This window comes from Rhodococcus sp. 008 (assembly GCF_001682295.1).
GTDB classification, from domain to species: Bacteria; Actinomycetota; Actinomycetes; order Mycobacteriales; family Mycobacteriaceae; genus Rhodococcus_F; species Rhodococcus_F qingshengii.
This window is the reverse complement of the sequence record NZ_CP012749.1, coordinates 5,039,383-5,065,391: the sequence shown is the minus strand read 5'-3', so window position 1 is coordinate 5,065,391 and position 26,009 is coordinate 5,039,383. Positions and strand designations below refer to the sequence as shown.

Genomic DNA, 26,009 nt, shown 5'->3' with positions numbered 1-26,009 from the left:
GTCGAACCTCGGCCCACTTGCGTGGCACCCACTCATTTCATTAACTACCCGAGCAGATCAGTTGTCAACGGCCACCGGAGAAATCGCCGAACGACTACCGATCCACTCGTACCACTCGTCCATGCCCTCACCTGTCGTGGCAGACAAAACAACAACGCGCACAGCAGGATTGAGTATTCTCGCCTGCTCGACGCAGGCATCGACGTCGAACTCGACGTATGGGAGCAAGTCGATCTTGTTGATCACCACGAGGTCCGCGACAGCGAAGATGTGTGGGTACTTTTTCGGCTTGTCTGCCCCCTCCGGCGTCGAAATTAGGACAACCTTGCCTTCCTCGCCGAGGTCGAAGAGCGCGGGGCACACCAGGTTTCCGACGTTTTCGATCAGAAGCAGCGATTCTTCAGCGGGATCCAAGGCGCGCAGTGCGCGGTCGATCATCGCGGCATCGAGGTGACATCCGGCCCCGGTATTCACCTGCACCACCGACGCGCCGGTCTCTCGGATCCGCTCGGCGTCGAGCCGGGTTTCCTGGTCACCTTCGATCACGGCTATCGGTCGCTGACATCCGAGCTCCCGGATGGTTCGCGCCAGCAATGTCGTCTTCCCCGCGCCGGGGGAACTCATGATGTTGAGCGCCGTGATTCGGCGGTTCCGCATCCACTGACGATTGTGAACCGCAATGCCGTCGTTCTTGGCGAGCACCTGCTGCTCGAGAATCACGGTGTGGTCGGGGTGGCCGCGCTCATGGTCATGCTCGTGACCGTGCCCATGACCGTGCCCATGATCGTCGTGTTCCTGCTCGTGTTCTCCGTCTGCGACTACCGACACCCGAGGTCCTGTGGTGTCCCCGCACCCACACGTCGCGCACATGCTCAGCTCACTTCCATCGACAGGATCCGTAACTCTCGGCCGGCAAGCACCTCGACATCAGCACTGCCGCATTCACACAGCAAGAACATGTCGGGCGGCGAGAACATCACGCCGCAGCTTTTGCATCGCGCGCTGGTTGCAATCTCATCGATGTGCAAGCTGGCACCTTCGGCGTGAGTACCCGCGGTGACGACGTCGAAGCAGAACAGCAGAGAGTGTGGAACCACCGCGCAGAGTTGCCCTACTTCAAGCCGCACGCTCGATACTCGTCGCTCGCCGGCACGCTCACACACGGCTTCGACCACACTCTGCGCAATGGACAGCTCGTGCACGGTGAAACCCACGATTCGTGATCCGGAAACCTCCCTTCCACGATAAGCACCAACGGTCTCTGTGCGTAACCCGTACACGAAAACAGGCTGCGATCCGCAACTATTGCGGATCGCAGCCTGTGACAGCGTTATTCGTGTGACGAACGCCGGCGAGAAGGATTACGGGTTCGGAACCGGCACCTTCGTCGTCGTGGTCGTCGACGTCACTGTCGTAGTCGGGGGCGCCGTCGTTGCATCCGTTCCCGCTACCGGTGTGGTCGGAACTGTCGACGTCGGCGTCACTGCCGCCGAACCCGTCGGAGTGGCAACCGCTCCCGATGTGACCGACGCCGATCCTGCCGCAGGCACCTGTGACGTGGTTGCGGGCGCTCCAGCAGATCCCGTGGAGCCAGTGGTCCCGGCCGGTGCCTGACCGGTTCCGGTGCCTTCAGCCACCGCGGCGTCGCCCTCAGCATTGCCGTCAGCCATGTAGGCATCGACAGCAGCACTGATCTGTTCCGGGGTCGGCTTCGCAGTTGTGTCGACGGGCTTTCCTTCCTTCGCCTGCTGGGCGAGGTAGGTGAGCCAGGCCGCTGCGTACTCAGCTGAAGTCAACGGCTTGCCGTTGGCCGCATCCGCATCTCGCCAGTAATCGAAGTGGTGTCCGACGTCTGGAGCGAGTGTCTGCTGGTAGGGGTCGCTCAAGATCACGGGAATCGTGTTCTGGTTGGTAGCAATCAGACCGACAATCTCCTTGAAAAGCTTCTGCGGCAGATATGCCAGCGGAGACACCTTGTCGGTGGACACCGTCTCGCCCTCGGCTACCGGCGCCGGCGCGGGTGTTTTTCCGGGCTTGTACTCCGGATCCGAGACCTTGAGCATCACCTGAAGGAATGTCTCGTCACTCTGCATCCAGTTGGGATTGGACGAAATGTCTGCGAACGCCTCGAAGACGATCTGGCCGAACACCACCGCGACGTCCTGACCGGTGGCCGGGTTCAGACCCTGCGCTTCGAGTTGGTCGATGTTCAACTGCCGACCGACATTTGCCGCCAAGATCAACAGAGAGATGTTGCTGGGAGCCGAGCAGGTGAAGTCACCGTCCGAGCAGAAGGACGCGACCTTGCCGTTCAGCTTGCCGAAACCTCCGGCAGTGCCGGGGAGTACACCTTCGCCAGGTGTCGCGGAGGTTCCGTTCTGGTACTTCGTATTGAAGTTATCCGGGTTCGTGAACGGATTCGTGGCACCGAGGAACGTGCCGTCGCCCGCTTCACGGCCTGCATCCGCCAGCATGACCACACCGACAACCTTGTCCGGGTCGACCCCGAACTCGTTGTTCTCCTGCGTACCGATGTCCATCGCGACGCGACGCACCACATCGGCGCCTTCGCTGTACCCGACGATCGAGAACTGAGTCTTCGGGCATTCCTTGGCGATGGCACTCATCACGGACTGCGTATTTGCAGCGCCGGCAGCGACGGCATCCTCGTAGGACGCCATGTTGGCCGGGTACGCGATATACACAGCCGCGTACGAGCCGGGCTTGTTCGCGTTGACGGAGCCTGCCGGGTTGATCACCTGGTCGACGCGTTCACTCTTGTAGTCACCGGACAGGGCGGCCGGCAGCGGCTTCCCGTCGGCTCCCAGCAACATCTTCACCGTCGAAGCGTCCGGTGTGTCGTGTCGACCGGCAACCGCGATGCTGACCATGTCGTGACACTCGGTGACCGACGACGTCAATTGTGTCTCGATCGTGCGTGACTCCGGAGAGTCCACAGCGACCGCAACCGCGACCAGTGCGGCCACGCCGAGCGCTGCGGGCGCTACTGCACCCGCCAGTATTCGATGTCGCGAAAAGAACCCACGAACCGGCATATCTTCTCCCCAATCAACTTTTGGAAAACGTACGACCGACCCCCGGGGCGTCACGCAACGTCATTCGAGTAGTCGTCCAGTACGAGAGGAGCGTTACAACGGGTAACGATTTTCCGTGGCGACTCGGGAGGGAATCGGGGGCGCAAACGCCTCATTTCCGCTGCATAACACCGACGTGCACCTACTCCGCGTCGAAGATAATGACCTGTCGGATTGCTTTTCCGTCGGCGAGTTCGTCCATACCCGAATTGATGTCGGCCAATTCGATTCGCGAGGAAATGAGCTTCTCGACCGGCAGCTTCCCGTCGCGCCACAACTGCGCGTAGATCGGGATGTCGCGGGACGGGACCGCAGATCCCAGGTAGCTGCCGATAATGGTCCGCGCTTCGGCGACCAGTCCGAGAGGTGAGATCGACGAGCGCGCGTCAGGCGCCGGCAACCCGACCGTGACGGTCGTGCCACCCGCTGCCGTCGCAGCCACCGCTGTCTCGAAGGCCCGAGCATTTCCCGCGGCCTCGACGACGATGTCTGCGCGAACGCCACTCTCGGACAGGCCGGACGGTGTGAAGACCTCGGTCGCGCCCAGTTCCAGCGCCTGAGCCAGCTTGGATTCCAGTGCGTCGACACCGATGACGTTCTCGACCCCGAGTGCCCTCGCCGTCAGGATTGCGGCCATCCCGACGCCACCCAAGCCGACCACCATCACGGTGTCTGCCGGGCGAGGCTTCGCCGCGTTGAGGAGCGCTCCCCCACCGGTCAACACCGCACAACCGAGTACGGCTGCAATTTCGGCCGGGATGTCGTCGTCGACGGGAACAACCGACTTGGCGTTGACCACAGCATGCGTCGCGAAACCCGAAACACCGAGATGATGTTTGACGTTCTCGCCGGAGCGCCGCAGTCGATGCGCGCCACCGAGCAAACTGCCGTCGTTGTTGGCAGCGCTACCCACCGTGCAAGGCATCCGGCCGTCAGTGGCGCATCCCGCACATTCACCGCACCGTGGAAGAAAAGTCATCACGACGCGGGTGCCCACCGACAACGAATCAACTCCGTCGCCGAGTTCGATGATTCGACCTGCCGCCTCATGGCCCAACAACATCGGCACGGGTCGTACCCGATTGCCGTCGACCACGGAGAGGTCGGAGTGACAAAGCCCGGCAGCTTCGATCTTGACCAGGATCTCACCCGGGCCCGGGGATTCGAGGTCGAGTTCCGAAATCGAAATCGGAGTCGACTCTGCGAAGGGACGCTTCCGGCCGATCTCTTCGAGCACTGCACCACGGATCTTCAACTGTACACCCCGATTTCGATAGTTCGAACTACTTGCCCACGATCCCGCGTACCGACGCGGGGAGGTCACGAACCCGCTTGTACGGACCCACGACGGCGGCTGCAAACGGCCTCGTCAAGAGCACCTGCGCCACCTCGAGCACCTCTTCGGAGGTGACTGCGTCGATGGTCGCGAGCGTCTGCGCAACACTGCGATGGTTGCCGTAGTTCAGTTCGCTGCGACCGATACGGTTCATGCGTGAGCCTGAATCTTCCAGTGCCAGAACCAATCCGCCGCGCAGCGATCCCTTGGCGCGGGCGATCTCGGCATCGGTGATTCCGTCCGTCGCCACGTTCGCGAGTACCTCGCGGATAACCGTGGCAACCTCCCCGAGGTTCTCCGGCTGGCAACCTGCATACACGGAGAACGCTCCGGTGTCCGCGAAGGTGTCGACGCCGGAATAGACGGAGTACGCCAGCCCGCGCTTCTCCCGAATCTCTTGGAACAGACGAGAACTCAGCCCACCGCCCACTGCGGCGTTGAGCACCGACAGCGCCCAGCGATGGCCCTCGTGCCGGCCGAACGCGCGTACCCCGAGCGCAAGGTGGACCTGCTCGCTGTCGCGGTGGGTCAAGCTCAGTTCAGGCATCGTTCGCAAACGCAGAGTGCCTTCGCGCCGCGGCGTCGGCTTGACCCCGCGCTCGAGATGTCCGGCAAATGCACGGCGAGCGAGCGTCACAACCTGCTTGTGGTCGACGTTTCCCGCTACGGCCAGCACCATCCGCTGCGGTGTGTAACGCCGAACATGGAAGGAATGCAACTGATTGCGCGACATCGACTCGATCGATTCGACGCTACCGATGATCGGACGGCCGACAGGATGATCGCCGAACAACGCGGTCAGGAACGCGTCGCCGAGCAAGTCTTCCGGATCGTCGTCACGCATCGCGATCTCTTCGAGCACTACTTGCCGCTCGACATCGACGTCCGCGGTTCTGCAACGCCCTCGCAGCACGACGTCGGCGACAAGGTCAACCGCCATCGGAAGGTCGTCGTCGATCACGTGCGCGTAGAAACAGGTGTGTTCCTTCGACGTGAATGCATTGAGTTCGCCGCCCACACCATCCATGACCTGCGCGATGTCCAACGCCGTCCGTGACGGCGTCGACTTGAACAGCAGGTGCTCGAGAAAATGCGCGGCACCGGCCACACTCGGCTGCTCGTCGCGCGAGCCGACTCCGACCCACACACCGACGGAGGCGGAACGCACACCGGGAATGAACTCGGTGACGACGCGCAGGCCGCCGGGAAGGACCGTGCGCTGTACTCCGGATTCGGGAGTCGCATCGATCGGCGATTTCAGCACAGCGCTGCGGCTGCGCGTGGTGTTGGGAGTGGTCTTTGCCATGAAAAGGTTCAGCAGTCCTCGGTGCAAGTGGTCAATCAGGTATCTACAGGCTCTGTGTCTACAGACAGTACAGATGCGGCCCCGCACGGAAATCCGCGCGGGGCCGCATCAGAGTACGAAGTGAGATCTACTCGGAAGCAGCCTCGTCGGCGGCCGGAGCGGCAGCCTCGTCGTTGCCCTCTTCGACCGGGATCAGCGAGATCTTGCCGCGAGCATCGATGTCGGCGATCTCGACGCGGATCTTGGATCCGACGTTGACCACGTCTTCGACCTTGGCAATGCGCTTACCGCTGCCCAGCTTCGAGATGTGCACCAGTCCGTCGCGTCCCGGCAGGAGCGAAACGAAGGCACCGAAGGCGGTGGTCTTGACGACCGTGCCCAGGAACCGCTCGCCGACCTTGGGGAGCTGCGGGTTGGCAATGGCGTTGATCATGTCGATCGCGGCCTGTGCAGACGGTCCATCGGTGGCGCCGACGAACACGGTGCCGTCGTCTTCGATGGAGATGTTGGCACCGGTCTGCTCGGTGATGGAGTTGATCATCTTGCCCTTGGGGCCGATGACCTCACCGATCTTGTCGACGGGGACCTTGATGGCCGTCACGCGGGGAGCGAACGGGCTCATCTCGTCCGGGGTGTCGATGGCTTCCGCCATGACCTCGAGGATCGTGGTCCGTGCGTCCTTGGCCTGCGAGAGTGCACCGGCAAGGACCTGCGACGGGATGCCGTCGAGCTTCGTGTCCAGCTGCAGGGCCGTGACGAAGTCCTTGGTACCTGCGACCTTGAAGTCCATGTCGCCGAAGGCGTCTTCGGCGCCGAGGATGTCGGTCAGCGCGACGTAGCGGGTTTCGCCGTCGACCTGGTCGGAAACCAGACCCATGGCGATACCGGCAACCGGAGCGCGAAGCGGCACACCGGCGTTGAGCAGTGCGAGCGTGGACGCGCACACCGAGCCCATCGAGGTGGAACCGTTGGAGCTCAGAGCCTCGGAGACCTGGCGAATCGCGTAAGGGAACTCTTCGACGCTGGGCAGAACCGGCATGAGAGCGCGCTCGGCGAGTGCACCGTGACCGATTTCGCGACGCTTCGGCGAACCGACGCGGCCCGTCTCACCGGTGGAGTACGGCGGGAAGTTGTAATGATGCATGTAGCGCTTGGTGGTCTCGGGACCGAGCGAGTCGACCTGCTGAGCCATCTTCACCATGTCGAGAGTGGTCACACCCAGGATCTGGGTCTCGCCACGCTCGAACAGTGCGGAGCCGTGTGCGCGCGGGATGATCGCAACCTCGGCGGACAGCGAACGGATGTCCGTGACGCCGCGGCCGTCGATGCGGAACTGATCGCGCAGGATGCGCTGGCGAACCAGCTTCTTGGTGAGCGAGCGGAACGCTGCTCCCAGTTCCTTCTCGCGGCCTTCGAAGTTGGGTGCAACCTGCTCGAGAACCTCGACCTTGACCTCGTCGGTCTTGTCGTCGCGTTCCTGCTTGCCGGCGATTGTCAGTGCGGCATTGAGCTTTTCGGACGCAGCAGCCTCGACGGCAGCAAAAACGTCGTCCTGGTACGCCGGGAAGACCGGGTAGTCACCCGTGGGCTTTGCAGCCTTGGATGCAAGTGCTGCCTGTGCAGCGCACAGGCGTGCGATGAACGGCTTGGCGGCCTCGAGGCCCTCGGCGACAATGGCCTCGGTCGGTGCCTGAGCGCCGTCGGCGATCTTCGCGATGACGTTGTCGGTGGCCTCGGCCTCGACCATCATGATCGCGACGTCGGCGTTGTCACCGCTACCGGAAACGACGCGGCCGGCGACGACCATGTCGAAGACGGCGTTCTCGAGCTGATCGACCGTCGGGAATGCAACCCACTGGCCGGTCTTGTTCTCGTCCGAGACGATGAGTGCAACGCGCACGCCACCGACGGGTCCGGAGAACGGCAGGCCCGCGATCTGCGTCGACGCGGAAGCAGCGTTGATGGCCACGACGTCGTACAGATCCTGCGGGTTGAGGCTCATGACCGTGACGACGACCTGGATCTCGTTACGGAGACCGTCGACGAAGGACGGGCGCAGCGGCCGGTCGATGAGGCGGCAAGTCAGGATCGCGTCGGTGGAGGGGCGTCCCTCACGACGGAAGAACGAACCGGGGATGCGGCCCGCTGCGTACATACGCTCTTCGACGTCCACCGTCAGGGGGAAGAAGTCGAAGTGCTCCTTGGGGTGCTTGCTGGCGCTCGTGGCGGACAGCAGCATGGTCTCGTCGTCCAGGTAAGCAACGACGGCGCCGGCGGCCTGCTGAGCAAGGCGTCCGGTCTCGAAACGGATGGTGCGGGTACCGAAGGACCCGTTGTCGATCACGGCGGTGGATTCGAACACGCCTTCGTCGACCTCTACTACGGAATTCTCTGTCATTCTTTTCTCTTCACTTCCCTCTCGTCTTCGCCGTACCCGCGCGGGCGTTTCCACCCTCCTGGTGGAAACTGCGCACCGAGGGACGTCCCCCTCTTGAATTGCAGACGCTCCTTGCGATGCGAGCGATTTCTGCTTCGGGACGTCACGACGTTCGGGCGGCCGTCGATCGAAGTCCGCCGGAGCTTTCGGGCACTTGCCCGGTCCGGAGAACCACTACCGACAACCGACACCACGTTCTCTGGTGCATACGGTGTGCTGGCTGCGCACTGCACAACTGCGCATAAACAACTGCGCCTGGACAACTGTGCATAGCGCCGACAGCGGAAACTGCCTTGCGGCAGCTAACGCCGAAAGCCAGCGAAGCCAAGTATATGCGTGGCTTCGCCGGCTGACGGAGTGTTCGGCAAACCGAAGCATGCCGTGTTGCTTTCGATCAGCGTCGTGAGAAAAATCTAGCGACGCAGGCCGAGACGCTCGATGAGCGTGCGGTAGCGAGCGACGTCGGTCTTTGCCACGTACTTCAGCAGACGACGACGGCGACCGACCATCAAGAGCAGTCCACGACGCGAGTGGTGGTCATGCTTGTGGGTCTTGAGGTGCTCGGTGAGATCGGTGATGCGCTTGGTGAGCATTGCCACCTGAGCTTCAGGCGATCCCGTGTCGGTCTCGTGCAAGCCGTACTCGCCGAGAACGGCCTTCTTTTCTTCCGTGGTCAATGCCACTTGATTCACTCCTGTGATGACGTTTGCGTGAAAGGAACTAGATCGGGCGCGGCCACCGCAAACCGCAGCACGCACCGAGAGAAGATCCTACCAGCAGCAATGAGGCGCTCTCGCCCACCTGGAGCGAATGTGGCGGCCGCCACTGACACAGGAGGAACTCAACCGACGCTACGTTCTGCATCCTCACTCAGAATCCGGCGTGCGCGTTCGACATCTCGGTTCATCGCCGTGATGAGCGACTCGATCGAGTCGAACTTCTCCATACCGCGAATCCGCGAAACCAGGTCGACCGCGACGTGTTGTCCGTACAGGTCTGCTTCGGTGTCGAGAACGTATGCCTCGACGGTTCGGGTCCGGCCGGAGAAGGTCGGATTGGTACCCACAGACACCGCGGCTTGGTATCGGCGACCGGGAACGACGGTTCCGAGTTCCTCGCCGGCACCGAGCACCGTGAACCACGCCGCGTACACGCCGTCGGCCGGAATCGCCGAAAACATCGGCGGTGCAACGTTGGCCGTCGGGAACCCCAACTCGCGTCCACGCTTGTCACCGTGGACGACCACACCTTCGACACGATGTGGACGGCCCAGAGCTTCGGTAGCCGCTTCCATGTCGCCTGCGTCGACGCACGAGCGGATGTAGGTCGACGAGAACGTCACCGCATGCTCGGCGAGCAGCTGGACGCCGTCGACGGCAAAGCCGAAGCGAGCGCCCATTTCACGAAGAAGATCGACATTGCCGAGCGCCTTCTTGCCGAAGGTGAAGTTGTCCCCCACCACGACCTCGGCGACATGTAGACGTTCGACGAGAATCTCGTGGACGTAGCGCTCCGGCGTCAGCTTCATGAAATCAGCGGTGAACGGCATCACGCAGAACACGTCGATGCCCAGATCCTGAGCCAATTCCGCACGCCGTTGCAGCGTCGTCAACTGGGCTGGATGACTACCCGGCCGCACAACCTCCATGGGATGCGGGTCGAACGTCATCAACACGCTCGGAACACCACGTTTGCGGGCAGCGGTAACCGCTCTCGCTATCAATTGGGCATGCCCACGATGCACACCGTCGAACACACCGATAGTGAGCACACAACGACCCCAATCGGCCGGAACTTCGTCGAGACCACGCCATCTCAGCACGATTGGCAGCCTACGGGTCCACCGGCGGCGGGTCACGTTCGGACCCGCCCAGCGAATCACCGCTGTGCTGCCGCTCACGTACGGAAGTTCCGGATTTCGTAGCCTAAGCTAAGCGTTGTGGCAGCTCACAAGACCGGAACCTCGGAAGCATCATCGACGTCGGACGGCGACAGCACTTCGGCGCACGACGCGGCAATCGACACGCTCGCACTCTCGTCGGTGGCCCAGGACTACCTCAAGGTCATCTGGACTATCCAGGAGTGGTCCCACGAGCGGGTTTCCACCAAGCTCCTGTCCGAGAAAATGAGCGTCTCGGCCTCGACGGTCTCCGAGGCGATCCGCAAACTCTCGGACCAAGGCCTGGTCGATCACGCCCGCTACGGATCCATCGCCCTGACCGACAGCGGCCGCGCCGCCGCCGTCTCCATGGTCCGGCGCCACCGGTTGATCGAGACCTATCTGGTTCAGGAACTCGGATACGGCTGGGACGAAGTCCACGACGAGGCCGAAGTCCTCGAACACGCCGTTTCCGATCTGATGATCTCTCGGATGGACGCCAAACTGGGCTTCCCCGAACGTGACCCGCACGGTGATCCCATTCCCGCCACCGACGGTTCGGTGCCGACACCCCCGGCCCGCCAGCTCAGCGACTTCGCCAACGGTGAGCGGGGCCGCGTTGCCCGGATCTCCGATTCCGATCCCGAAATGCTCCGGTACTTCGATTCCGTCGGCGTCAGTCTCGATGTCGAGATCACCGTCGAGGAGCGCCGCGATTTCGCCGGGACAGTGTCCGTTCGACTCGGCGACAGCCCCAACACCATCGACTTGGGAAGTCCAGTCGCTCAAGCAATTTGGCTCGTCTAGCCGAGGTAGTCAAAGCGGCAGTCGGTATCGGCGTTCCACGGGCCGGACGCCGTCGGTCCGGGTCCAGTCGGCGAGCCTCTCGTCGACGTACACCCACCCTCGACGCTCGTACAGTGCGATCGCCGGCAGAGCGTCGTCGACGACGTCGAGCACCAGTTCCAACCGACTCTCGGCTGCGAAATCCGTCACGGCATCGAGTAGCGCATCGCTGAGGCCGTTTCCACGTGAGCCAGGATGAACGAACAATCGCGACACGGCTATCGATCCCGCGGTTGTGGGCGCACCTGCGACCTCGCTGTCGACGGCCACATGGCCGACAACACGACCGTCGCTCTCACCGACCCACGCCTTCACCACCGTGGGCGAACTGAGCCAGCGGTGCGGGTTCTGCGGCCACGTGTTCGGATATCCGTCGCACTCGTGGACCTGTGCCAGCGCATCGACGCAACCGTCGAGTTCGCCGTCGACACGCTCGCGGACGATCACCCGCGAAGCGTCGCCGGTCGCACGACCATCACCGAACTGGCGCGTCGACCCTTCTCCTGCAGAAGCGCAATCGTGTGACCGGTGGGATCGATCGCCGCACAGATCCCCTTCATCCCGATCGGCTCGAGCCAGCGCCCCTGGCTGATCGCCTCGGCTTCCTCCGCCGTGATCTGCCGATGCGGAAAAGCCGTCTGCGCGGCCTGATCGATGTCGAGGCTCACACCCGGCTGATCCGCGAGATCTTCGAGCGTGCGCGCATGTTCGAGAGTGAACGGCCCGACGCGGGTGCGGCGCAATGCCGTCAAATGACCGCCGACGCCCAATTCACGACCGAGGTCGCGGGCAAGCGAGCGGATGTACGTACCGGACGAGCACTCCACGTCGACGTCCAGATCGACGAAGCCACCCGGGACATCTCGCCGAGCCAGAACCTCGAAAGTCGACACCGTTACCGGACGCGGCGCCAGCTCGACGGTTTCTCCCGCACGCACCAGAGCATGTGCGCGCTGACCGTCCACCTTGATAGCGCTCACGCTCGCCGGGATCTGCTTGATGTCTCCGGTCAGCGTGGCCACGATCGCCGCGATCTCCGCGTCCGTCACTTGCGATGCGTCTGTGGAAGTCAGGACCTCACCCTCGGCGTCGTCCGTGTCCGTCGCTGCACCGAGGCGAATGGTCGCCGAATACGCCTTGGTGGTCAGCGCCAGGAGTCCGAGCAACTTGGTCGCACGCTCCACACCGAGAACAAGGACGCCGGTCGCCATGGGATCCAGCGTCCCGGCATGTCCCACTTTGCGGGTGTTCAACAACTTGCGGCACCGAGCGACCACGTCGTGGCTGGTGATACCCGCCTCTTTGTCGACAATCAGAATTCCGGCGCCGACAAGACCGGAGGAAGGCTTTTCACGAGCTGACACGTGTGCCGATTCTGCCAGTCGCGCTCACTGCACCGAAATTGCCGTCAGGATGAGCCCGTCCGACACCAACCACCTGCCGTCGAAAGAAGTGAGCGGCGGACCGGACGTCGCCTCACCGGGGACCAGCAGACGCGAGTTGAAAGTGCCGGACGTTTCCGACTCCGCCTCGAACGTGATGTGGGCGTCCTCGAAACCCAACCAGCGCCCGGTGAGCGGAAACCACGCCTTGTACGTGGCTTCCTTCGCGCAGAAGAGCACTCGATCCCAGTGCACCGGACCGCCGGTTTCCTGAGTGTCCAACCACGTTCGTTCCGCCTCGATGCTGACCGCGGGCAATACCCCGTCCGGCAGCGGGCCGTGCGGTTCGGCGTCGATACCGAGTGAGCGGACCTGCATGGAGTACGCCAGGACAGCGCCGCGGTAGCCGTCGCAATGGGCGAGGCTCCCGACCACTCCCTGCGGCCAGAGTGGGGCACCACGCTCGCCGCGCATGACAGCGGCAGACGGAACACCGAGCTTGCCCATCGCCTGACGCGCAAGGTGCCGGGTAGTCACGAACTCACGACGACGCTTCTCGACCGCGCGGCCGATCAACGCCTCCTCACTGGGGTGCGGAACCAGACCGGGCGGATCCACGAAGGCCTCGGCCGTCGCAACTCCACCGGGAAGAATCTGTTCGATCACGTAGCGATACCTCTCAGCGTCCGGCGCGCATGCGCTCGACTTCGGCTTCCTGCTCCGGCGTGACCTTGAAGTGGCCACCCCACTTGTTGAGCGTTCCCGGCGGGTACTCCGGAACGGGAAGAATCTGACGCAACAACTTCTCCGGCAGTCCACGCCGACGCCACTCGCGCGGGTATCCGAGTGAGACTTCCTCGAAGCGGACGCCGTCGTAGTACGTGGTTCGAGGAATGTGCAGGTGCCCGTACACCGAGCACACCGCGTTGTACTTCACATGCCAGTCGGCGGTCGCGGTGGTTCCGCACCACAACGCGAACTCCGGATACATGAGCACGTCCGTCGGCTGCCGGACCATCGGGAAATGGTTCACGAGAACGGTTTTTGTGCCTTCAGGGAGCGCGTCCAACCGTGCCTGGGTGTATTCGATTCTCGCCCGGCACCACGCGTCGCGCGTTGCATACGGCTGCGGCGAGAGCAGGAACTCGTCGGTGGCGACGACGTTCTTGTCCCGCGCGATCTCGAGCCCGTGTTCCTTGTCTCGCGCGCCTTCCGGCAGGAAGGAGTAGTCGTAGAGAAGGAACATCGGGACGACCGTGACCGGGCCCTCGACTCCCTCCCACACCGGGAACGGGTCCTCGGGCGTGATGACGTCGAGTTCGCGGCACATGTTGACCAGGTACTCGTACCGCGGCGCTCCGTGAATCTGAACCGGATCCTTGGCGGTCGTCCACAGTTCGTGGTTGCCAGGAATCCAGATGACCTTTGCGAATCGGCTGCGAAGGAGCTTCAACGCCCACCGAATGTCGTCAGTTTTCTCGGAAACATCTCCGGCGAGAATGAGCCAGTCGTCAGGCGAATCCGGGAACAGTTCCTCCGTCATCGGCTTGTTGCCGTTGTGACCGACATGAATGTCGCTCACCGCCATCAACTTTGCTGCCACGATCCCTCTGCTTCCTCAGTTGAACTTCCGCGCCTCGCCGTCGCCGGACCTGTCACTGCCCACTTGCCGGAAAACGCTCGCCACGACACCGCGACCATCCGAAGTACTACGAACACGGTAAGCCCTGCCCAAATTCCGGCCAGACCCCAGTCGTAGGCGAGGGAGAGCCAGATCGCGGGCAGAAACCCGAGAACTGCGCAGAGCATGGTCGCGTTGCGCAGAAACACCACGTCCCCGGCGCCGAGTAGAACACCGTCGAGTGCGAAGACGATTCCCGCCACCGGCATGATCGCGACGAAGAACCACCATGCGATCGACATCTGACCGAGCACCTCGGCGTCGGACGTGAAGAGTCCGGGGATCACGGAGTGGCCGGCGGCGAAGAAGATCGCGAGCACCACGGCAAATACCGTCGACCAAGCGGTGATCCGCCAGGTCATCCTTTTCGCCGCGGCTGCGAATCCACCGCCGAGCGCCGCTCCGATCAGCGTCTGAGCTGCGATCGCCAAGGAATCGAGAAGGAGCGAAACCAGGTTCCACAGTTGGAGGACGACTTGGTGCGCACCGACTACAGCCGCACCGAACCTCGACGCCACTGCAGCCGCGGAAACGAAACACGCTTGGAATGCGAGGCTGCGCAGAATCAGGTCACGGCCCATCAGCATCTGCGCCCGCATGATCGCAAAATGTGGTCGAGCCGAAACCGGTTCACGAAAGAGCGCCCAGGCGAACAGCACACCCGAAATACTCTGGCCCACCAGATTCGCAACAGCTGATCCTTCGAGTTCCAGACGCGGAGCACCGAGCAAGCCGTGCACCAGAATCGGACACAACACCGCCGAAATACCCAGGCCGACAAGGACGAACCGCAGCGGTCGCACCGTGTTCTGAACCCCGCGCATCCAGCCGTTGCCGGCCAGGGCCACCAGGATGAGTGGAACACCCAACACCGCTATCCGGAGCCAACTTTCCGCAGCCGCGGCGATGTCGGGAGTCCCGGCCACCGCCGAAGTCAGCGGGCCGGCGATCACCTGCACGATCACGACCAAGGCCAGGCCGATCGCGGCCGCCAGCCAGGTCGCCTGAACACCCTCACCCACCGCGTCGCGCTCGCGGCCCGCCCCGTGAAGCCGTGCGGCCCGCGCCGTGGTGCCGTACGACAAGAAGGTCAGCTGCGTACTCACCAACGACAGGATCAGACCACCGACTGCCAATCCGGCCAGCGGAAGCGCCCCGAGTCGGCCGACCACGGCGATGTCGAACAACAGATAGAGGGGTTCGGCCGCCAGTACCCCGAGCGCCGGAAACGCCAGGGAAAAGATTCGACGCCCAGTGACGTCGAAATTAGCTGCCGAAGATCCCGCCGAGGTGGCGTCAGATTCGCTCAATGCCGCGGATTCAGCCGAGTGCCGCGACGAGCGCGGCAACAATCTCGTCGCTGGAAGTGGTCGACGTATATCCGGCCGACAGCCGGTGCCCGCCGCCACCAAGACTTTCAGCGACCGCCGACACGTCGATCGCCGACTTTGCACGCAACGAGATCGACCAGCTTCCGGAAACCGACTCTTTGAGTACGGCGGCAACTTCGGCTTCCGAAGTGGTCCGCACGATATCGACGACGCTCTCGATCTCCTCGGAGCGAAGATCGCCGATGTCACTGCGTCGGATCACCGCGTACACCAGCCCACGGCCGTCCGCAGCTTCCGGAACCAGCACCGCGGACCCGAGTACAGCGCCCAGCATCGGCAACCACCCGAACGGATGGGTGTCGAGCAGCTTTCGCGCAATCGCGTCGCCGTCGATGCCGGTCGCCAGCAAACGCGCGGCGAGCACGTGCGGAAGCGGACCTCCCCACCGGAAGGAGCCGGTGTCGGTGACCAGTCCGGCATAGAGACAGTGCGCGATATCGCGATCGATCGCGACTCCCCACGCATCGAAGAATCGTGCGATGAGTGCCGTCGTCGAGGCCGCGGTTTCGTCGACGACGTTGATGCTTCCGAATTCGGAATTGGAGCGATGGTGATCAAGGACGATCGTGCGATTCGCGCCGGCGAGTCGACTCGACAACTCACCGAGACGGCCCTCGCTGCCGACATCCACCGTCACCAGTACATCGACACTTTCCCGAACATCAGTGGGCGCCACGAGCAAGTGGAGACCGGGGAAATCGCGCATCGACTCGGGCAGCGCCGACGGCCGACTGAACGCGACCTGCACCGAAATGCCCCGACGCTCGAGAACGAGACCGAGCGCAAGTCCGCTGCCGATCGTGTCCGCATCCGGCTGCACATGGCAGAGAATTGTCACCGTGTGTGCCGATTCGAGAACCTCGGCCACCTGAGCGAACTTCGCCTCGCAGGGGTCGACGTCCGAAAGTGCGGTGATCGTCATTCTCGGTGCGCGTCAGTCGGCTTCACGAACATCTGGCGACGCCTCGTCTTCGTCCGAAGCCACTCGCGGCTCCTTGTACGGATCTGCATCTCCGGCCGGCTGTGCATTCTCACGCGCCTTGGCGACCTCGTCGTCGGCGGCCTTGGCACGGGCCAGCAGTTCTTCCATATGACGCGCGGTGTCGGGAACGGTATCGGCGACAAACGTCAGAGTCGGTGTGAAGCGAACTCCGGTTCCGGCACCGACCTTCGAGCGCAGAACACCCTTGGCCTTCTCGAGACCTGCGGCGGCGGCTTCCACATCGGGTGCGGAATCGACCTTCTCGCCCATGACTGTGTAGTACACCGTCGCGTCGTGCAGATCGTTGGTGACCTTGGTGTCCGTGATGGTCACGAATGCGAGTCGCGGATCCTTGATCTCGTGATCGATCGCGGTCGCGACGATGGTTCCGATACGCTTTGCCAACTTGCGTGCCCGGGCTGGATCTACCATGACTGTCAGTCTCCTCTACCTGGCCACTCGAATCGAGGTGACTCGATCGATCAAAGTTCTGGTTAACAAGAATTATTACCGACAACAGTCTCGTCCATCGGCTACCCGGCAACCAAATCACCATCGGTAGAGGTCTTCGACCACGAGCCACCGCCGCCAGGGCCGTCGTCGAACTCCACAGTTGTCGCATGTGTCGAGCGTGAGCACAAACACCGCCACAGTTGGACCCGAAGCCACCGAATCCCTTGCCGACGAACTCGATTCGTTACGGCGTCTGGAAGAGTGGCTAAGCGACACAGATCGGTGACGCTCAGTCTTCCGGGCCGAAAATTCGCCTTCGCACAGCCAGCAACTGAATCTCCGGACGGTCGGCGACCGCCCGCTCACAATGATCGAGAACGTCGTGCAGGTGATCGACGGACGAACTGACCACACCGACGCCCACGAGCGCACGACGCAGGCGTCCCTGCTCCCCCGCCTCCGCTGCACTCACACCGAATCGACGGAGTTCCGCCAGGATCGGCGACAGCATCGAACGCTTTTCCTTGAGTGAGTGGACATCGCCGAAAAGGATGTCGAACTCCAGTGCCCCTACAAACATTTTCCCCCTATACAGAGCCGAATGGACTCTCTCGGACTTGTATGTTCAAGTCCGAGAGAGTCCATGTCAGCTAGTACTCACGTGCGTCCGCCCCAACGCCCGTGTCGACATAATCAGTCGCGCGGCTTCTCGCGAAGCTCGTAGCACTCGAGAACGTCACCGATCTTGATATCGGAATAGGTTACGGTCAAACCACATTCGTAGCCTTCGCGAACCTCGGTAGCGTCTTCCTTCTCCCGCTTGAGCGAGGAGATGGTGACCGTCTCGGCGATGACCTTGCTGTCGCGGATGAGACGTGCCTTGGCGTTGCGACGGATGCTGCCCGACGTGACCAAGCAACCGGCAATGTTGCCGATCTTGGACGAACGGAACATGGCGCGGATCTCTGCCTTGCCCAGCTCGACCTCTTCGTACACCGGCTTGAGCAGACCCTTGAGTGCCTTTTCGACCTCGTCGATGGCCTGGTAGATCACCGAGTAGTAGCGAATGTCGACGCCCTCGCGGTTCGCCAGCTCCGTTGCCTTGCCTTCGGCGCGGACGTTGAAGCCGATGATGATCGCGTTGGACGCAGCAGCCAGGTTGACGTTGGTCTCCGTGATGCCACCGACACCGCGGTCGATGACGCGCAACTGCACCTCGTCGTCGATCGGAATTCCGAGGAGAGCCTCTTCGAGGGCCTCCACGGTTCCCGAGTTGTCACCCTTGAGGATCAAGTTCAGCTGTGAATGTTCCTTCAGAGCTGCATCGAGATCGTCGAGGCTGATGCGCTTACGACTCTTCGCTGCAAGCGCGTTGCGCTTACGTGCGTTGCGACGGTCCGCGATCTGACGAGCGATACGGTCCTCGTCGACCACGAGCAGGTTGTCGCCTGCACCGGGGACCGACGTGAAGCCGATGACCTGGACCGGACGTGAAGGCAGTGCCTCGTGGACGTCCTGACCGTGCTCGTCCACCATGCGGCGGACGCGGCCGTAAGCATCGCCGGCAACGATCGAGTCGCCGACCCGCAGCGTTCCGCGCTGAATGAGCACGGTAGCGACGGGGCCGCGGCCACGGTCGAGGTGCGCCTCGATGGCAACACCCTGAGCGTCCATGTCCGGGTTGGCGCGCAGATCCAGGGAAGCGTCGGCCGTCAACAGCACTGCTTCGAGCAGTGCGTCGATGTTGAGACCCTGCTTCGCCGAGATGTCGACGAACATGGTGTCTCCGCCGTACTCCTCGGCCACCAGTCCGTACTCGGTGAGCTGCTGCCGGATCTTGTCCGGGTTCGCGCCTTCCTTGTCGATCTTGTTCACCGCGACCACGATCGGCACGTCGGCCGCCTGGGCGTGGTTGATCGCTTCCACCGTCTGCGGCATGACGCCGTCGTCGGCTGCGACAACAAGGATCGCGAGGTCGGTGGCCTTGGCACCACGAGCACGCATGGCCGTGAAGGCCTCGTGACCGGGGGTGTCGATGAACGTCACGAGACGCTCGTTGCCCTCGAGCTCGGTCAGCACCTGGTAGGCACCGATGTGCTGCGTGATGCCGCCGGCTTCGCCCTCACGGACATTCGCCTTACGGATCACGTCGAGCAGACGGGTCTTACCGTGGTCGACGTGGCCCATGACGGTGACCACAGGCGGACGGGACTCGAGGTCCTCTTCTCCGCCGGCGTCCTCGCCGTAGGTGAGGTCGAAGCTGTCGAGCAGCTCGCGATCCTCGTCCTCCGGGCTGACGACCTGCACGACGTAGTTCATTTCGCCGCCGAGCAGCTCCAGCGTCTCGTCGTTGACCGACTGAGTTGCCGTGACCATCTCACCGAGGTTGAACAACGCCTGCACGAGTGCTGCGGGGTTCGCGTCGATCTTGTCCGCGAAGTCCGACAGAGATGCGCCGCGAGCGAGACGGATGGTCTCGCCGTTGCCGCGTGGCAGCCTGACGCCGCCGACTGCGGGAGCCTGCATGCTTTCGTACTCGGCGCGCTTCGCCCGCTTCGACTTACGTCCACGGCGAACTGCTCCGCCGGGACGACCGAATGCACCTGCCGCTGCGCCGCGCTGACCGGGACGGCCACCGCCGCCGGGACGACCGCGGAATCCACCGGCCGGAGCTGCTCCACCGGGAGCACCTGCACCAGCACCGGCGCCGGGAGCGCCGCCACCGCGGTATCCACCGCCGCCGCCACCCGGACGACCACCGGGAGCGCCACCGGGACGACCCGGACGTCCGCCGCCACCGGGCGCGGGACGAGCGGAACGAGCAGGCATTGCACCCGGGTTCGGGCGAGGAGGCATGGAGCCGGGGCTGGGACGGGGTCCGCCCTGACCTGCAGGCGGACGGGGTCCACCCTGGCCGGGAGCCGGACGGGGACCGCCCTGACCCGGAGCCGGACGAGGTCCACCCTGACCGGGAGCCGGACGGGGACCGCCCTGACCCGGAGCCGGACGAGAACCGCCCTGACCTGCGCCCGGACGCGGTGCGCCGGGAGCCGGACGAGGTGCCGGACGCTCGGCGGGTGCCGAGGAGTACGGGTTGTTACCGACGCGAGGTGCCTTCGGTCCCGGACGCGGTCCGCCGGGCTTTGCGCCGGTGGACGGTGCGGCCGGAGCCGCGGGGGCTGCCGGTGCCGACGCTGCGGGAGCAGCCGGAGCCGGACGTGCCGGCTGTGCTGGTTTCGGAGCGTTGAACGTCGGGGTGGGGACCGGCGCTGACGGTGCTGCCGGAGCAGCGGCTGCGGGAGCCGCGGGGGCTGCCGGGGCCGGAGCTGCGGGAGCAGCCGGTGCGGGTGCGGCCGGCTTGGGGCCGGGACGCGGTGCGCCAGGCTTTGCAGCCGACGGCGACGGTGCGCCGGGCTTTGCCGCGGGGCGAGCCGCCGGAGCTGCTGCGCCGGTCTCGGACTTGGTTTCTGCTCCGCCTGCCGACGGGAATGACTCCCGCAGACGACGGGCGACGGGCGCCTCCACTGTGGATGACGCAGACTTCACGAACTCGCCTTGCTCCTTGAGCGTTGCGAGTAGTTCCTTGCTGGTGACACCGAGTTCTTTAGCCAACTCGTGCACGCGGGCCTTGCCTGCCACTGCTCTCCTCACTGATGAGGTCGAGCAGGAGGCATCCCACAGATGTGGGTCCCGCACGACCTCGGGTTATCGCCGATGGACGTTCATCGTTGGTGCTTCACGGTGTGCTCATGAGTGCTTGTGCCTGTTCTTCTCGAGAGGTACTGCTTTTGTGTGAACTGCGTCGACCAGCTGGTCGACAGCGGACGTGTCCAGATTTCCGGACACTCGCAGTGCTCTGCTGAATGCTCGGCGCCGCTCTGCCAGGCTCAGACAACTCGGATCCAGGTGCAGCCATGCACCTCGACCGGGGAGTCTTCGCGATACGTCGGGGACGAGCGGGGAACCCTCCGGCCCCTGCTCACCAACCACGACCCTCAACAGATCGACAGCCGACCCTTGTTCCCTGCATCCCACACACGTTCTGACCGGCGAACCGGGTTTCACGCGCGCAGAATCCGAGGACTCACGTCGAACCATTGTCCACTCTACCGCCGAACCGTCTCGATCACTGCATTCCACCGTTATCCGTTGGACGTGGCGGGCCGGTCGGACGCGTCGCCAACGGGTGCCGCATCGCTACGAATGTCGATACGCCAACCCGTCAACCGCGCAGCCAGGCGGGCATTTTGACCCTCTTTTCCGATGGCCAACGAAAGCTGGAAATCGGGCACGATGACACGGGCCGCACGAGCCTCGGGATCGACGACAGTGACGGAGACCACTTTCGACGGGGAAAGTGCGTTGCCCACAAACGTCGCGGGATCTTCGTCGAAGTCGATGATGTCGATCTTCTCCCCCGCGAGTTCGCTCATGACGTTGCGGACGCGCTGACCCATCGGGCCGATGCATGCACCCTTTGCGTTGAGCCCCTGCACACGTGAGGCAACGGCGATCTTGGAACGATGTCCCGCTTCGCGCGCGACGTTGATGATCTCGACGCTGCCGTCCGCGATCTCTGGAACCTCGAGTGCGAACAACTTGCGAACCAGGTTCGGGTGGGTCCGCGAGAGGGTGATCTGTGGGCCGCGGGCTCCGCGAGCAACTCCGACGACGTAGCACTTGATGCGCTCACCGTGCTCGTAGTTCTCGCCGGGAACCTGTTCTGCAGGCGGCAACAATCCCTCGGCGCCGTTGGATTCGCTGCCGATTCGGACGACGACCATTCCGCGGGAATTCGCACGCGTGTCACGCTGAATGACACCACCGACGATTTCACCCTCATGGGTCGAGAACTCACCGAAACTGCGCTCGTGCTCGGCGTCGCGCAGACGCTGCAGGATGACCTGGCGTGCGGTGGTCGCCGCGATGCGTCCGAATCCCTCGGGAGTGTCGTCCCACTCCTCACCGATCATGTTGCCGTCGGCATCGGTGTCGTGCGCCATCACTCGCACCGAACCGGTCTTGATGTTGACATCGATCCGAGCGTTCTGCTTGTGCCCCTCGGTGTGGCGGTACGCCGTCAGCAGCGCGGTCTGGATCGTGGCGATCACAGTTTCGATCGAGACACCTTTTTCGGCTTCGATCGCTCGCAACGCTGCAATGTCGATATTCACTTGTCGAACCCTTCTTCGTTTTCTACGTCTTCTAATTCTGCTTCGTCGTCTTCGACACTGTCCACGCCCGAGTCCTCGGTGAGGTCAACCGCATCCGAAGGAACTGCGCGCCCCTCCGGGATGCCGCCCGCGAGTTCCAACTCCGCCTCACTGGGCTTCGAGAACTCCACCTGAACTACAGCCTTTTGAACGTCGCCCAGTGCAATCTCGCGCACGGTCAGTCCGCCACGGCCACCGATGACAACTGCCACGGAATCGTCGTTCATCGTTCCGATTCGGCCCACCACGGTCTCGCCGGCCAGATCGATTCGCGCTTTACGTCCGCGAGCCCGACGCCAGTGACGATCGAGCGTCAGTGGGCGGTCAATTCCCGGGGAGGTCACCTCGAGGGTGTACGGCGTTTCACCGATTTCCTCGAGGGTGTCGAAAAGTTCCGAAACGAGTCTGCTGATCTCCGCGGCGGCATCGAGCTCGATCCCGGCATCGCTGTCGACCATGATGCGCACCGCGCTGTGCTTGCCCGCACTGGTCACGACAACGTCTTCGACGTCATAACCCTGGGCGTGCACGAGTTCGGAGATCAGCTCGATCACCCTCTCCCTGGATGGCACCGGCATCTCGCGAACTCCTCATTTCAGTTGTCGTCGATTGTCCGACTTGTGTCGACTGTCGACGTGGGCGGCTGCGAGCATGAAAAGACACCAGGTGCCACATGCTGCAAGCATCCAAGAGTACCGCTCATTGCACGTCTCCGTGACCAGAGTGCCCGACGCACGTCACACTTGAACACGTGCCGCGGATTCGAACGATCGGCCGACCACCTGGCACGATGGACTGGTGCTGACGCCCATGACTACTACCCCACTCTCCCGGCGGAGTGCGCTCAAGATGACGGGAACAGCAGCGTTGGGCGCTGCTGCCTTCTCGTTGTCCGCCTGCACCGACAACGGCACAGCGGAGGCGGCTGCAGAAGTCGACCAGCTGACGGCCCAGGCCGATCGAGCCCGCTCCGACGCGGCAGCCGCAACCGCCGCCATCGCACTCGCACCGGACAAGTCGGCATCACTGACCACGATCAGCGCCGAACGCACAGCGCACGCACTCGAACTCGACGCCGAGATTGCGCGAGCAGCGGGCAGCGGCGCCGCTACGACCACAGCGCCCCCGTCGACCTCGGTCGCAAACGCTCCTACGGGCGTCGAAACCTTGAGTACCTCGCTGGCCGATTCGGCGCGCAGTGCCGCGGATCTCGCTCGGACGATGTCCGGCTATCGCGCGGGCCTGCTCGGTTCGATCAGCGCGTCGTGCTCGACTCAGGTTGCGGTGTTGCTTCAGTGATCACTTCGCACACCCGTCGATCCGAGAGTTCTGCCTTGCTGACCGCAATCGAATCAGAGAATGCCGCGATCTTCGCTTACGGAGTGGTTGCCGCGTTTTCGAATCCTGCCCGTGTCAACGAGGTTGCCACGCACACAGCAGCGCACCGCGCGCGACGTGATGCGCTGGTTGCCCTGTCGACCGACGCGGGCGTGACCCCGCCGACAGCCGCGGCAGCGTACGAGATCCCGTTTCCGGTGACGGACGCCGTTACCGCGGCACAGCTGGCAGCACAGATCGAATCCGACACCGCCGTGACCTACCGGGCATTCGTCGAACAGGTCGATACCGACCAACTCCGCACGTTCGGAATCGACGGCCTGACCGATGCGGCAATCCGCGGCGCCGGATGGCGGTCCGCGCTGGGAACCGCTCCGGCCACCTCAGCGTTCCCGGGGGACCCGACTTCGTAACTGCTGTGCGCCTTTATTAACCCCCGGCGGTTAATAAAGGCGCACAGCAGTGCTCAGGCCTTGCGATGCGAGGGCACGAACCACGCCGCGACAACCGCAACCAATACGAAGCAACCGCCGACGCGCAGTGCAGGTGTCAGCGCATCTCCGTAACCGAGTGGCGTGAGGGCACCGCCGGCGGCAAGGAAGACTGCAGTGAGAACCGCGATTCCCAGTGCAACACCGATCTCACGAAGCGTCGAGTTGGTCGAACTGGCCGTTCCGTGATCAGGCTCGTCCATGTCGACGAGTACCGCCGTCGAGCTCGGCGCGAAGGTCAGGCCCATGCCGATTCCCGCCATCAGTAGAGCCGGAACCAGCGACCCGTACGTCACGTCGGGACCGATCAACGCTGCCAACCAGAACAATGCTCCGGCCTGGAGCAACAGACCGGTCAGCAGAAGCGAACGGAGCCCGACCTTCGGCGCCAGAAAACCGGCGAGAGGCGCGAAGATCATCGGCGCTGCCGTCCACGGAAGCGTCCGCAGGCCTGCTTGGAACGGGCTGTAGCCCATCACGATCTGGAGGTACTGCGACAGCAGGAACACCGCCCCGAAGATTCCGATCGAGAAGGTCAAGCCGATGACGTTCGCCATCGAGAAGCTGCGTGAGCGGAACAGACGTAGGGGCATGACCGGATGCGAGTTCTTCATCTCGCGAAGCACGAACAGTGCCAACGCGACTGCGGAACCGACCAACGACGCAACTACTCCAAGCGACCCCCAGCCCTCGTCGTTGCCGTGAACGATCCCCCACACCGCCAGGAACACACCGAGTCCGGCGAGTGCGACACCGGGAAGGTCGAGAGGCTGTGTGCGACCGGTCGATTCACGCAACGCATACAACGCGAGAGGAACAGCGACGATCGCAACCGGCACGTTGATCCAGAAGATCCCCTGCCACGAGAACCCGTCGACTACCGCTCCACCGACCACGGGACCCATCGCGATCCCCAGGCCGGAGACGCCACCCCACACGCCGATTGCCATGGCACGCTTGGCTTCCGGTACCGCTGCCACGAGGAGAGTGAGTGAGAGCGGCATGATCGCGGCAGCGCCGGCGCCCTGAAAGGCTCGGGCCGCGATGAGCAGGCTTGGTGTCGTCGACAACGCCGAAGCAATCGACGCCGCCGTGAACAGCCCGATCCCAAACACGAACATCTTGCGGCGCCCCCACCGATCGCCGAGCGTCGTCGCCGAAAGCATCAGCGTCGCAAAGCAGAGCGTGTACGCATTCATGAACCACTGAAGTTGCCCGACGGACGCATTCAGCTCCTTCTCGATCACCGGCAGCGCGCTCGTCATCACGAGGTTGTCGAGGGTGGCCATGAACATGGGCAGAGAGGCAGCAACCATCGCTATCGCGATCGGAACCTTACGTCCTCCACTGCTTTCCGACCCGGATGCGGCGTCCGATCCGGACTTCGTCAAAACGGTCATCGTGATTCCTCGAGTGAAGGTGCCTTAAGGCATCGGATGATTACTTAAGTCGAAACTAAGCTATCCGGTGATAACGTGTCAACATGTCGATCGGTGCAGCTGAACCACGTACCCGCAGGATGAGCGCACCGGAACGTCGCGCGTTGGTCCTTGCCGCGGCAACGCGAGCATTCGCAAAGGGTGGATACTCGGGGACCAGTACGGACGCCGTCGCCAAGGAAGCCGGTGTCTCGCAGCCCTACGTCGTGCGCATGTTCGGAACCAAGGCAGATTTGTTCCACGCAGTGTTCACGCGCGCGCTCGACGAAATCGTCCGCACCTTCAACGACAAATTGGATACGGTCACGATCGATCCGAGCAATCCGCAGTTCTGGGCCGAACTCGGATCCGCCTACGGCGAGCTGGTTCTCGACCGAGACCTACTGCTTGTCATGTTGCACGGCTTCGCCACCAGCACCGATGATGTCGCCGCCGTCTCCCGGAACGCCATGTCCGGCATCTACACCTTGCTGCGCGAGCGCACCGGTTGCACGCCCGAGCAAGCGCGTTTGTTCATCGCGAACGGGATGCTGATCAACAATCTGCTCGCAATGATGGCGCCCGAACACGCCGAAGAAGATCCAGCCCTCGGCGAGCTCTGGGGCAGCGTCTTCAGCGACTCGACTGCGATCACGCTCACCGGCGACGAATCCTCGAGCGAAACCGACACCGATTCCTGACCGGTCACTGGGAAAAACTACACACATGTGACTGAGGACACCCTACAGTCGATCCGACAT

The 26,009-nt window shown here is 63.3% G+C and carries 25 protein-coding genes; 4 read left to right on the top strand and 21 right to left on the bottom strand.

What is annotated here, in order from left to right; translation table 11 throughout:
- Positions 1-57 precede the first annotated feature (57 nt).
- The 8 genes from hypB to AOT96_RS23565 form a co-directional block, all read right to left on the bottom strand.
- Positions 58-870 (bottom strand): hydrogenase nickel incorporation protein HypB, encoded by an 813-nt coding sequence (gene hypB, locus AOT96_RS23600; protein WP_030535604.1) that lies wholly within the window; start codon positions 868-870, stop codon positions 58-60.
- Between the two features lie 2 nt (positions 871-872).
- Positions 873-1,202 (bottom strand): hydrogenase maturation nickel metallochaperone HypA, encoded by a 330-nt coding sequence (hypA, locus tag AOT96_RS23595; RefSeq protein WP_073512368.1) that lies wholly within the window; start codon positions 1,200-1,202, stop codon positions 873-875.
- 159 nt (positions 1,203-1,361) lie between these two features.
- Positions 1,362-3,056 carry a cutinase family protein gene (locus AOT96_RS23590; RefSeq protein WP_007735070.1) on the bottom strand — a complete coding sequence of 565 codons (1,695 nt, stop codon included), beginning with the start codon at positions 3,054-3,056 and terminating at the stop codon, positions 1,362-1,364.
- A 181-nt stretch (positions 3,057-3,237) separates the two neighbouring features.
- Entirely contained in the window at positions 3,238-4,350 is a 1,113-nt protein-coding gene (locus tag AOT96_RS23585; protein ID WP_007735068.1) for an alcohol dehydrogenase catalytic domain-containing protein, read from the bottom strand.
- Between the two features lie 28 nt (positions 4,351-4,378).
- Positions 4,379-5,737, bottom strand: coding sequence for a M16 family metallopeptidase (locus AOT96_RS23580; protein ID WP_030535606.1), 1,359 nt, complete (start codon positions 5,735-5,737; stop codon positions 4,379-4,381).
- Positions 5,738-5,864: 127 nt separating this feature from the next.
- Positions 5,865-8,135, bottom strand: coding sequence for a polyribonucleotide nucleotidyltransferase (locus AOT96_RS23575; RefSeq protein WP_003942275.1), 2,271 nt, complete (start codon positions 8,133-8,135; stop codon positions 5,865-5,867).
- Positions 8,136-8,587: 452 nt separating this feature from the next.
- Positions 8,588-8,857 (bottom strand): 30S ribosomal protein S15, encoded by a 270-nt coding sequence (gene rpsO / locus AOT96_RS23570; RefSeq protein WP_007735061.1) that lies wholly within the window; start codon positions 8,855-8,857, stop codon positions 8,588-8,590.
- Between the two features lie 158 nt (positions 8,858-9,015).
- Positions 9,016-9,996, bottom strand: a complete 981-nt coding sequence (locus AOT96_RS23565; RefSeq protein ID WP_003942148.1) for a bifunctional riboflavin kinase/FAD synthetase — start codon at positions 9,994-9,996, stop codon at positions 9,016-9,018.
- Positions 9,997-10,113: 117 nt separating this feature from the next.
- On the opposite strand from AOT96_RS23565, the gene AOT96_RS23560 reads away from it, so the two are divergent.
- A complete protein-coding gene (locus AOT96_RS23560) occupies positions 10,114-10,860 on the top strand; it encodes a metal-dependent transcriptional regulator (protein ID WP_030535607.1) in 747 nt (248 codons plus the stop codon).
- Positions 10,861-10,869: 9 nt separating this feature from the next.
- Here the strand turns inward: AOT96_RS23560 and AOT96_RS23555 are convergent, their stop codons facing one another.
- From AOT96_RS23555 to rimP, 12 genes are all read right to left on the bottom strand, one after another.
- The gene (locus tag AOT96_RS23555) at positions 10,870-11,346 is read right to left on the bottom strand and encodes a GNAT family N-acetyltransferase (RefSeq protein ID WP_065352396.1); all 477 of its coding nucleotides are present in this window, start codon (positions 11,344-11,346) and stop codon (positions 10,870-10,872) included.
- On the bottom strand, positions 11,343-12,263 hold the full coding sequence (gene truB, locus AOT96_RS23550) for a tRNA pseudouridine(55) synthase TruB (RefSeq protein ID WP_030535609.1): 921 nt from the start codon (positions 12,261-12,263) through the stop codon (positions 11,343-11,345). Before truB ends, AOT96_RS23555 begins: the two co-directional genes overlap by 4 nt.
- 24 nt (positions 12,264-12,287) lie before the next feature.
- Positions 12,288-12,947 (bottom strand): 4'-phosphopantetheinyl transferase family protein, encoded by a 660-nt coding sequence (locus AOT96_RS23545; protein ID WP_003942126.1) that lies wholly within the window; start codon positions 12,945-12,947, stop codon positions 12,288-12,290.
- Between the two features lie 13 nt (positions 12,948-12,960).
- On the bottom strand, positions 12,961-13,884 hold the full coding sequence (locus AOT96_RS23540) for a metallophosphoesterase family protein (RefSeq protein WP_030535610.1): 924 nt from the start codon (positions 13,882-13,884) through the stop codon (positions 12,961-12,963).
- Positions 13,869-15,272, bottom strand: a complete 1,404-nt coding sequence (locus AOT96_RS23535) for an MATE family efflux transporter (protein WP_065352925.1) — start codon at positions 15,270-15,272, stop codon at positions 13,869-13,871. The genes AOT96_RS23540 and AOT96_RS23535 overlap by 16 nt, the downstream gene beginning before the upstream one ends.
- A gap of 10 nt (positions 15,273-15,282) precedes the next feature.
- Positions 15,283-16,275 carry a DHH family phosphoesterase gene (locus tag AOT96_RS23530; RefSeq protein WP_030535612.1) on the bottom strand — a complete coding sequence of 331 codons (993 nt, stop codon included), beginning with the start codon at positions 16,273-16,275 and terminating at the stop codon, positions 15,283-15,285.
- A 12-nt stretch (positions 16,276-16,287) separates the two neighbouring features.
- Positions 16,288-16,767 carry a 30S ribosome-binding factor RbfA gene (rbfA, locus tag AOT96_RS23525; RefSeq protein ID WP_003942248.1) on the bottom strand — a complete coding sequence of 160 codons (480 nt, stop codon included), beginning with the start codon at positions 16,765-16,767 and terminating at the stop codon, positions 16,288-16,290.
- A 310-nt stretch (positions 16,768-17,077) separates the two neighbouring features.
- Complete coding sequence (locus AOT96_RS23520; protein ID WP_030535613.1) at positions 17,078-17,368, bottom strand: DUF503 domain-containing protein; 291 nt, start codon at positions 17,366-17,368, stop codon at positions 17,078-17,080.
- Positions 17,369-17,481: 113 nt separating this feature from the next.
- Complete coding sequence (gene infB, locus AOT96_RS23515) at positions 17,482-20,427, bottom strand: translation initiation factor IF-2 (protein ID WP_030535614.1); 2,946 nt, start codon at positions 20,425-20,427, stop codon at positions 17,482-17,484.
- A gap of 108 nt (positions 20,428-20,535) precedes the next feature.
- Positions 20,536-20,886, bottom strand: a complete 351-nt coding sequence (locus tag AOT96_RS23510; RefSeq protein ID WP_019748063.1) for a YlxR family protein — start codon at positions 20,884-20,886, stop codon at positions 20,536-20,538.
- A 44-nt stretch (positions 20,887-20,930) separates the two neighbouring features.
- Complete coding sequence (gene nusA, locus AOT96_RS23505; protein WP_003942738.1) at positions 20,931-21,962, bottom strand: transcription termination factor NusA; 1,032 nt, start codon at positions 21,960-21,962, stop codon at positions 20,931-20,933.
- Positions 21,959-22,579: a ribosome maturation factor RimP gene (gene rimP / locus AOT96_RS23500; protein ID WP_030535615.1), complete on the bottom strand. Its 621-nt coding sequence runs from the start codon at positions 22,577-22,579 to the stop codon at positions 21,959-21,961. Before rimP ends, nusA begins: the two co-directional genes overlap by 4 nt.
- 271 nt (positions 22,580-22,850) lie before the next feature.
- On the opposite strand from rimP, the gene AOT96_RS23495 reads away from it, so the two are divergent.
- Together AOT96_RS23495 and AOT96_RS23490 are read left to right on the top strand one after the other, a co-directional pair.
- Positions 22,851-23,300 (top strand): hypothetical protein, encoded by a 450-nt coding sequence (locus AOT96_RS23495; RefSeq protein ID WP_065352924.1) that lies wholly within the window; start codon positions 22,851-22,853, stop codon positions 23,298-23,300.
- Complete coding sequence (locus AOT96_RS23490; RefSeq protein WP_003942700.1) at positions 23,297-23,752, top strand: ferritin-like domain-containing protein; 456 nt, start codon at positions 23,297-23,299, stop codon at positions 23,750-23,752. The genes AOT96_RS23495 and AOT96_RS23490 overlap by 4 nt, the downstream gene beginning before the upstream one ends.
- A gap of 53 nt (positions 23,753-23,805) precedes the next feature.
- On the opposite strand, the gene AOT96_RS23485 is transcribed toward AOT96_RS23490, so the two are convergent.
- Positions 23,806-25,230 carry an MFS transporter gene (locus AOT96_RS23485; RefSeq protein WP_065352395.1) on the bottom strand — a complete coding sequence of 475 codons (1,425 nt, stop codon included), beginning with the start codon at positions 25,228-25,230 and terminating at the stop codon, positions 23,806-23,808.
- Positions 25,231-25,313: 83 nt separating this feature from the next.
- Between AOT96_RS23485 and AOT96_RS23480 the strand changes: the two genes are divergently transcribed.
- Positions 25,314-25,949 (top strand): TetR/AcrR family transcriptional regulator, encoded by a 636-nt coding sequence (locus AOT96_RS23480; RefSeq protein ID WP_003942694.1) that lies wholly within the window; start codon positions 25,314-25,316, stop codon positions 25,947-25,949.
- Positions 25,950-26,009: the final 60 nt, after the last annotated feature.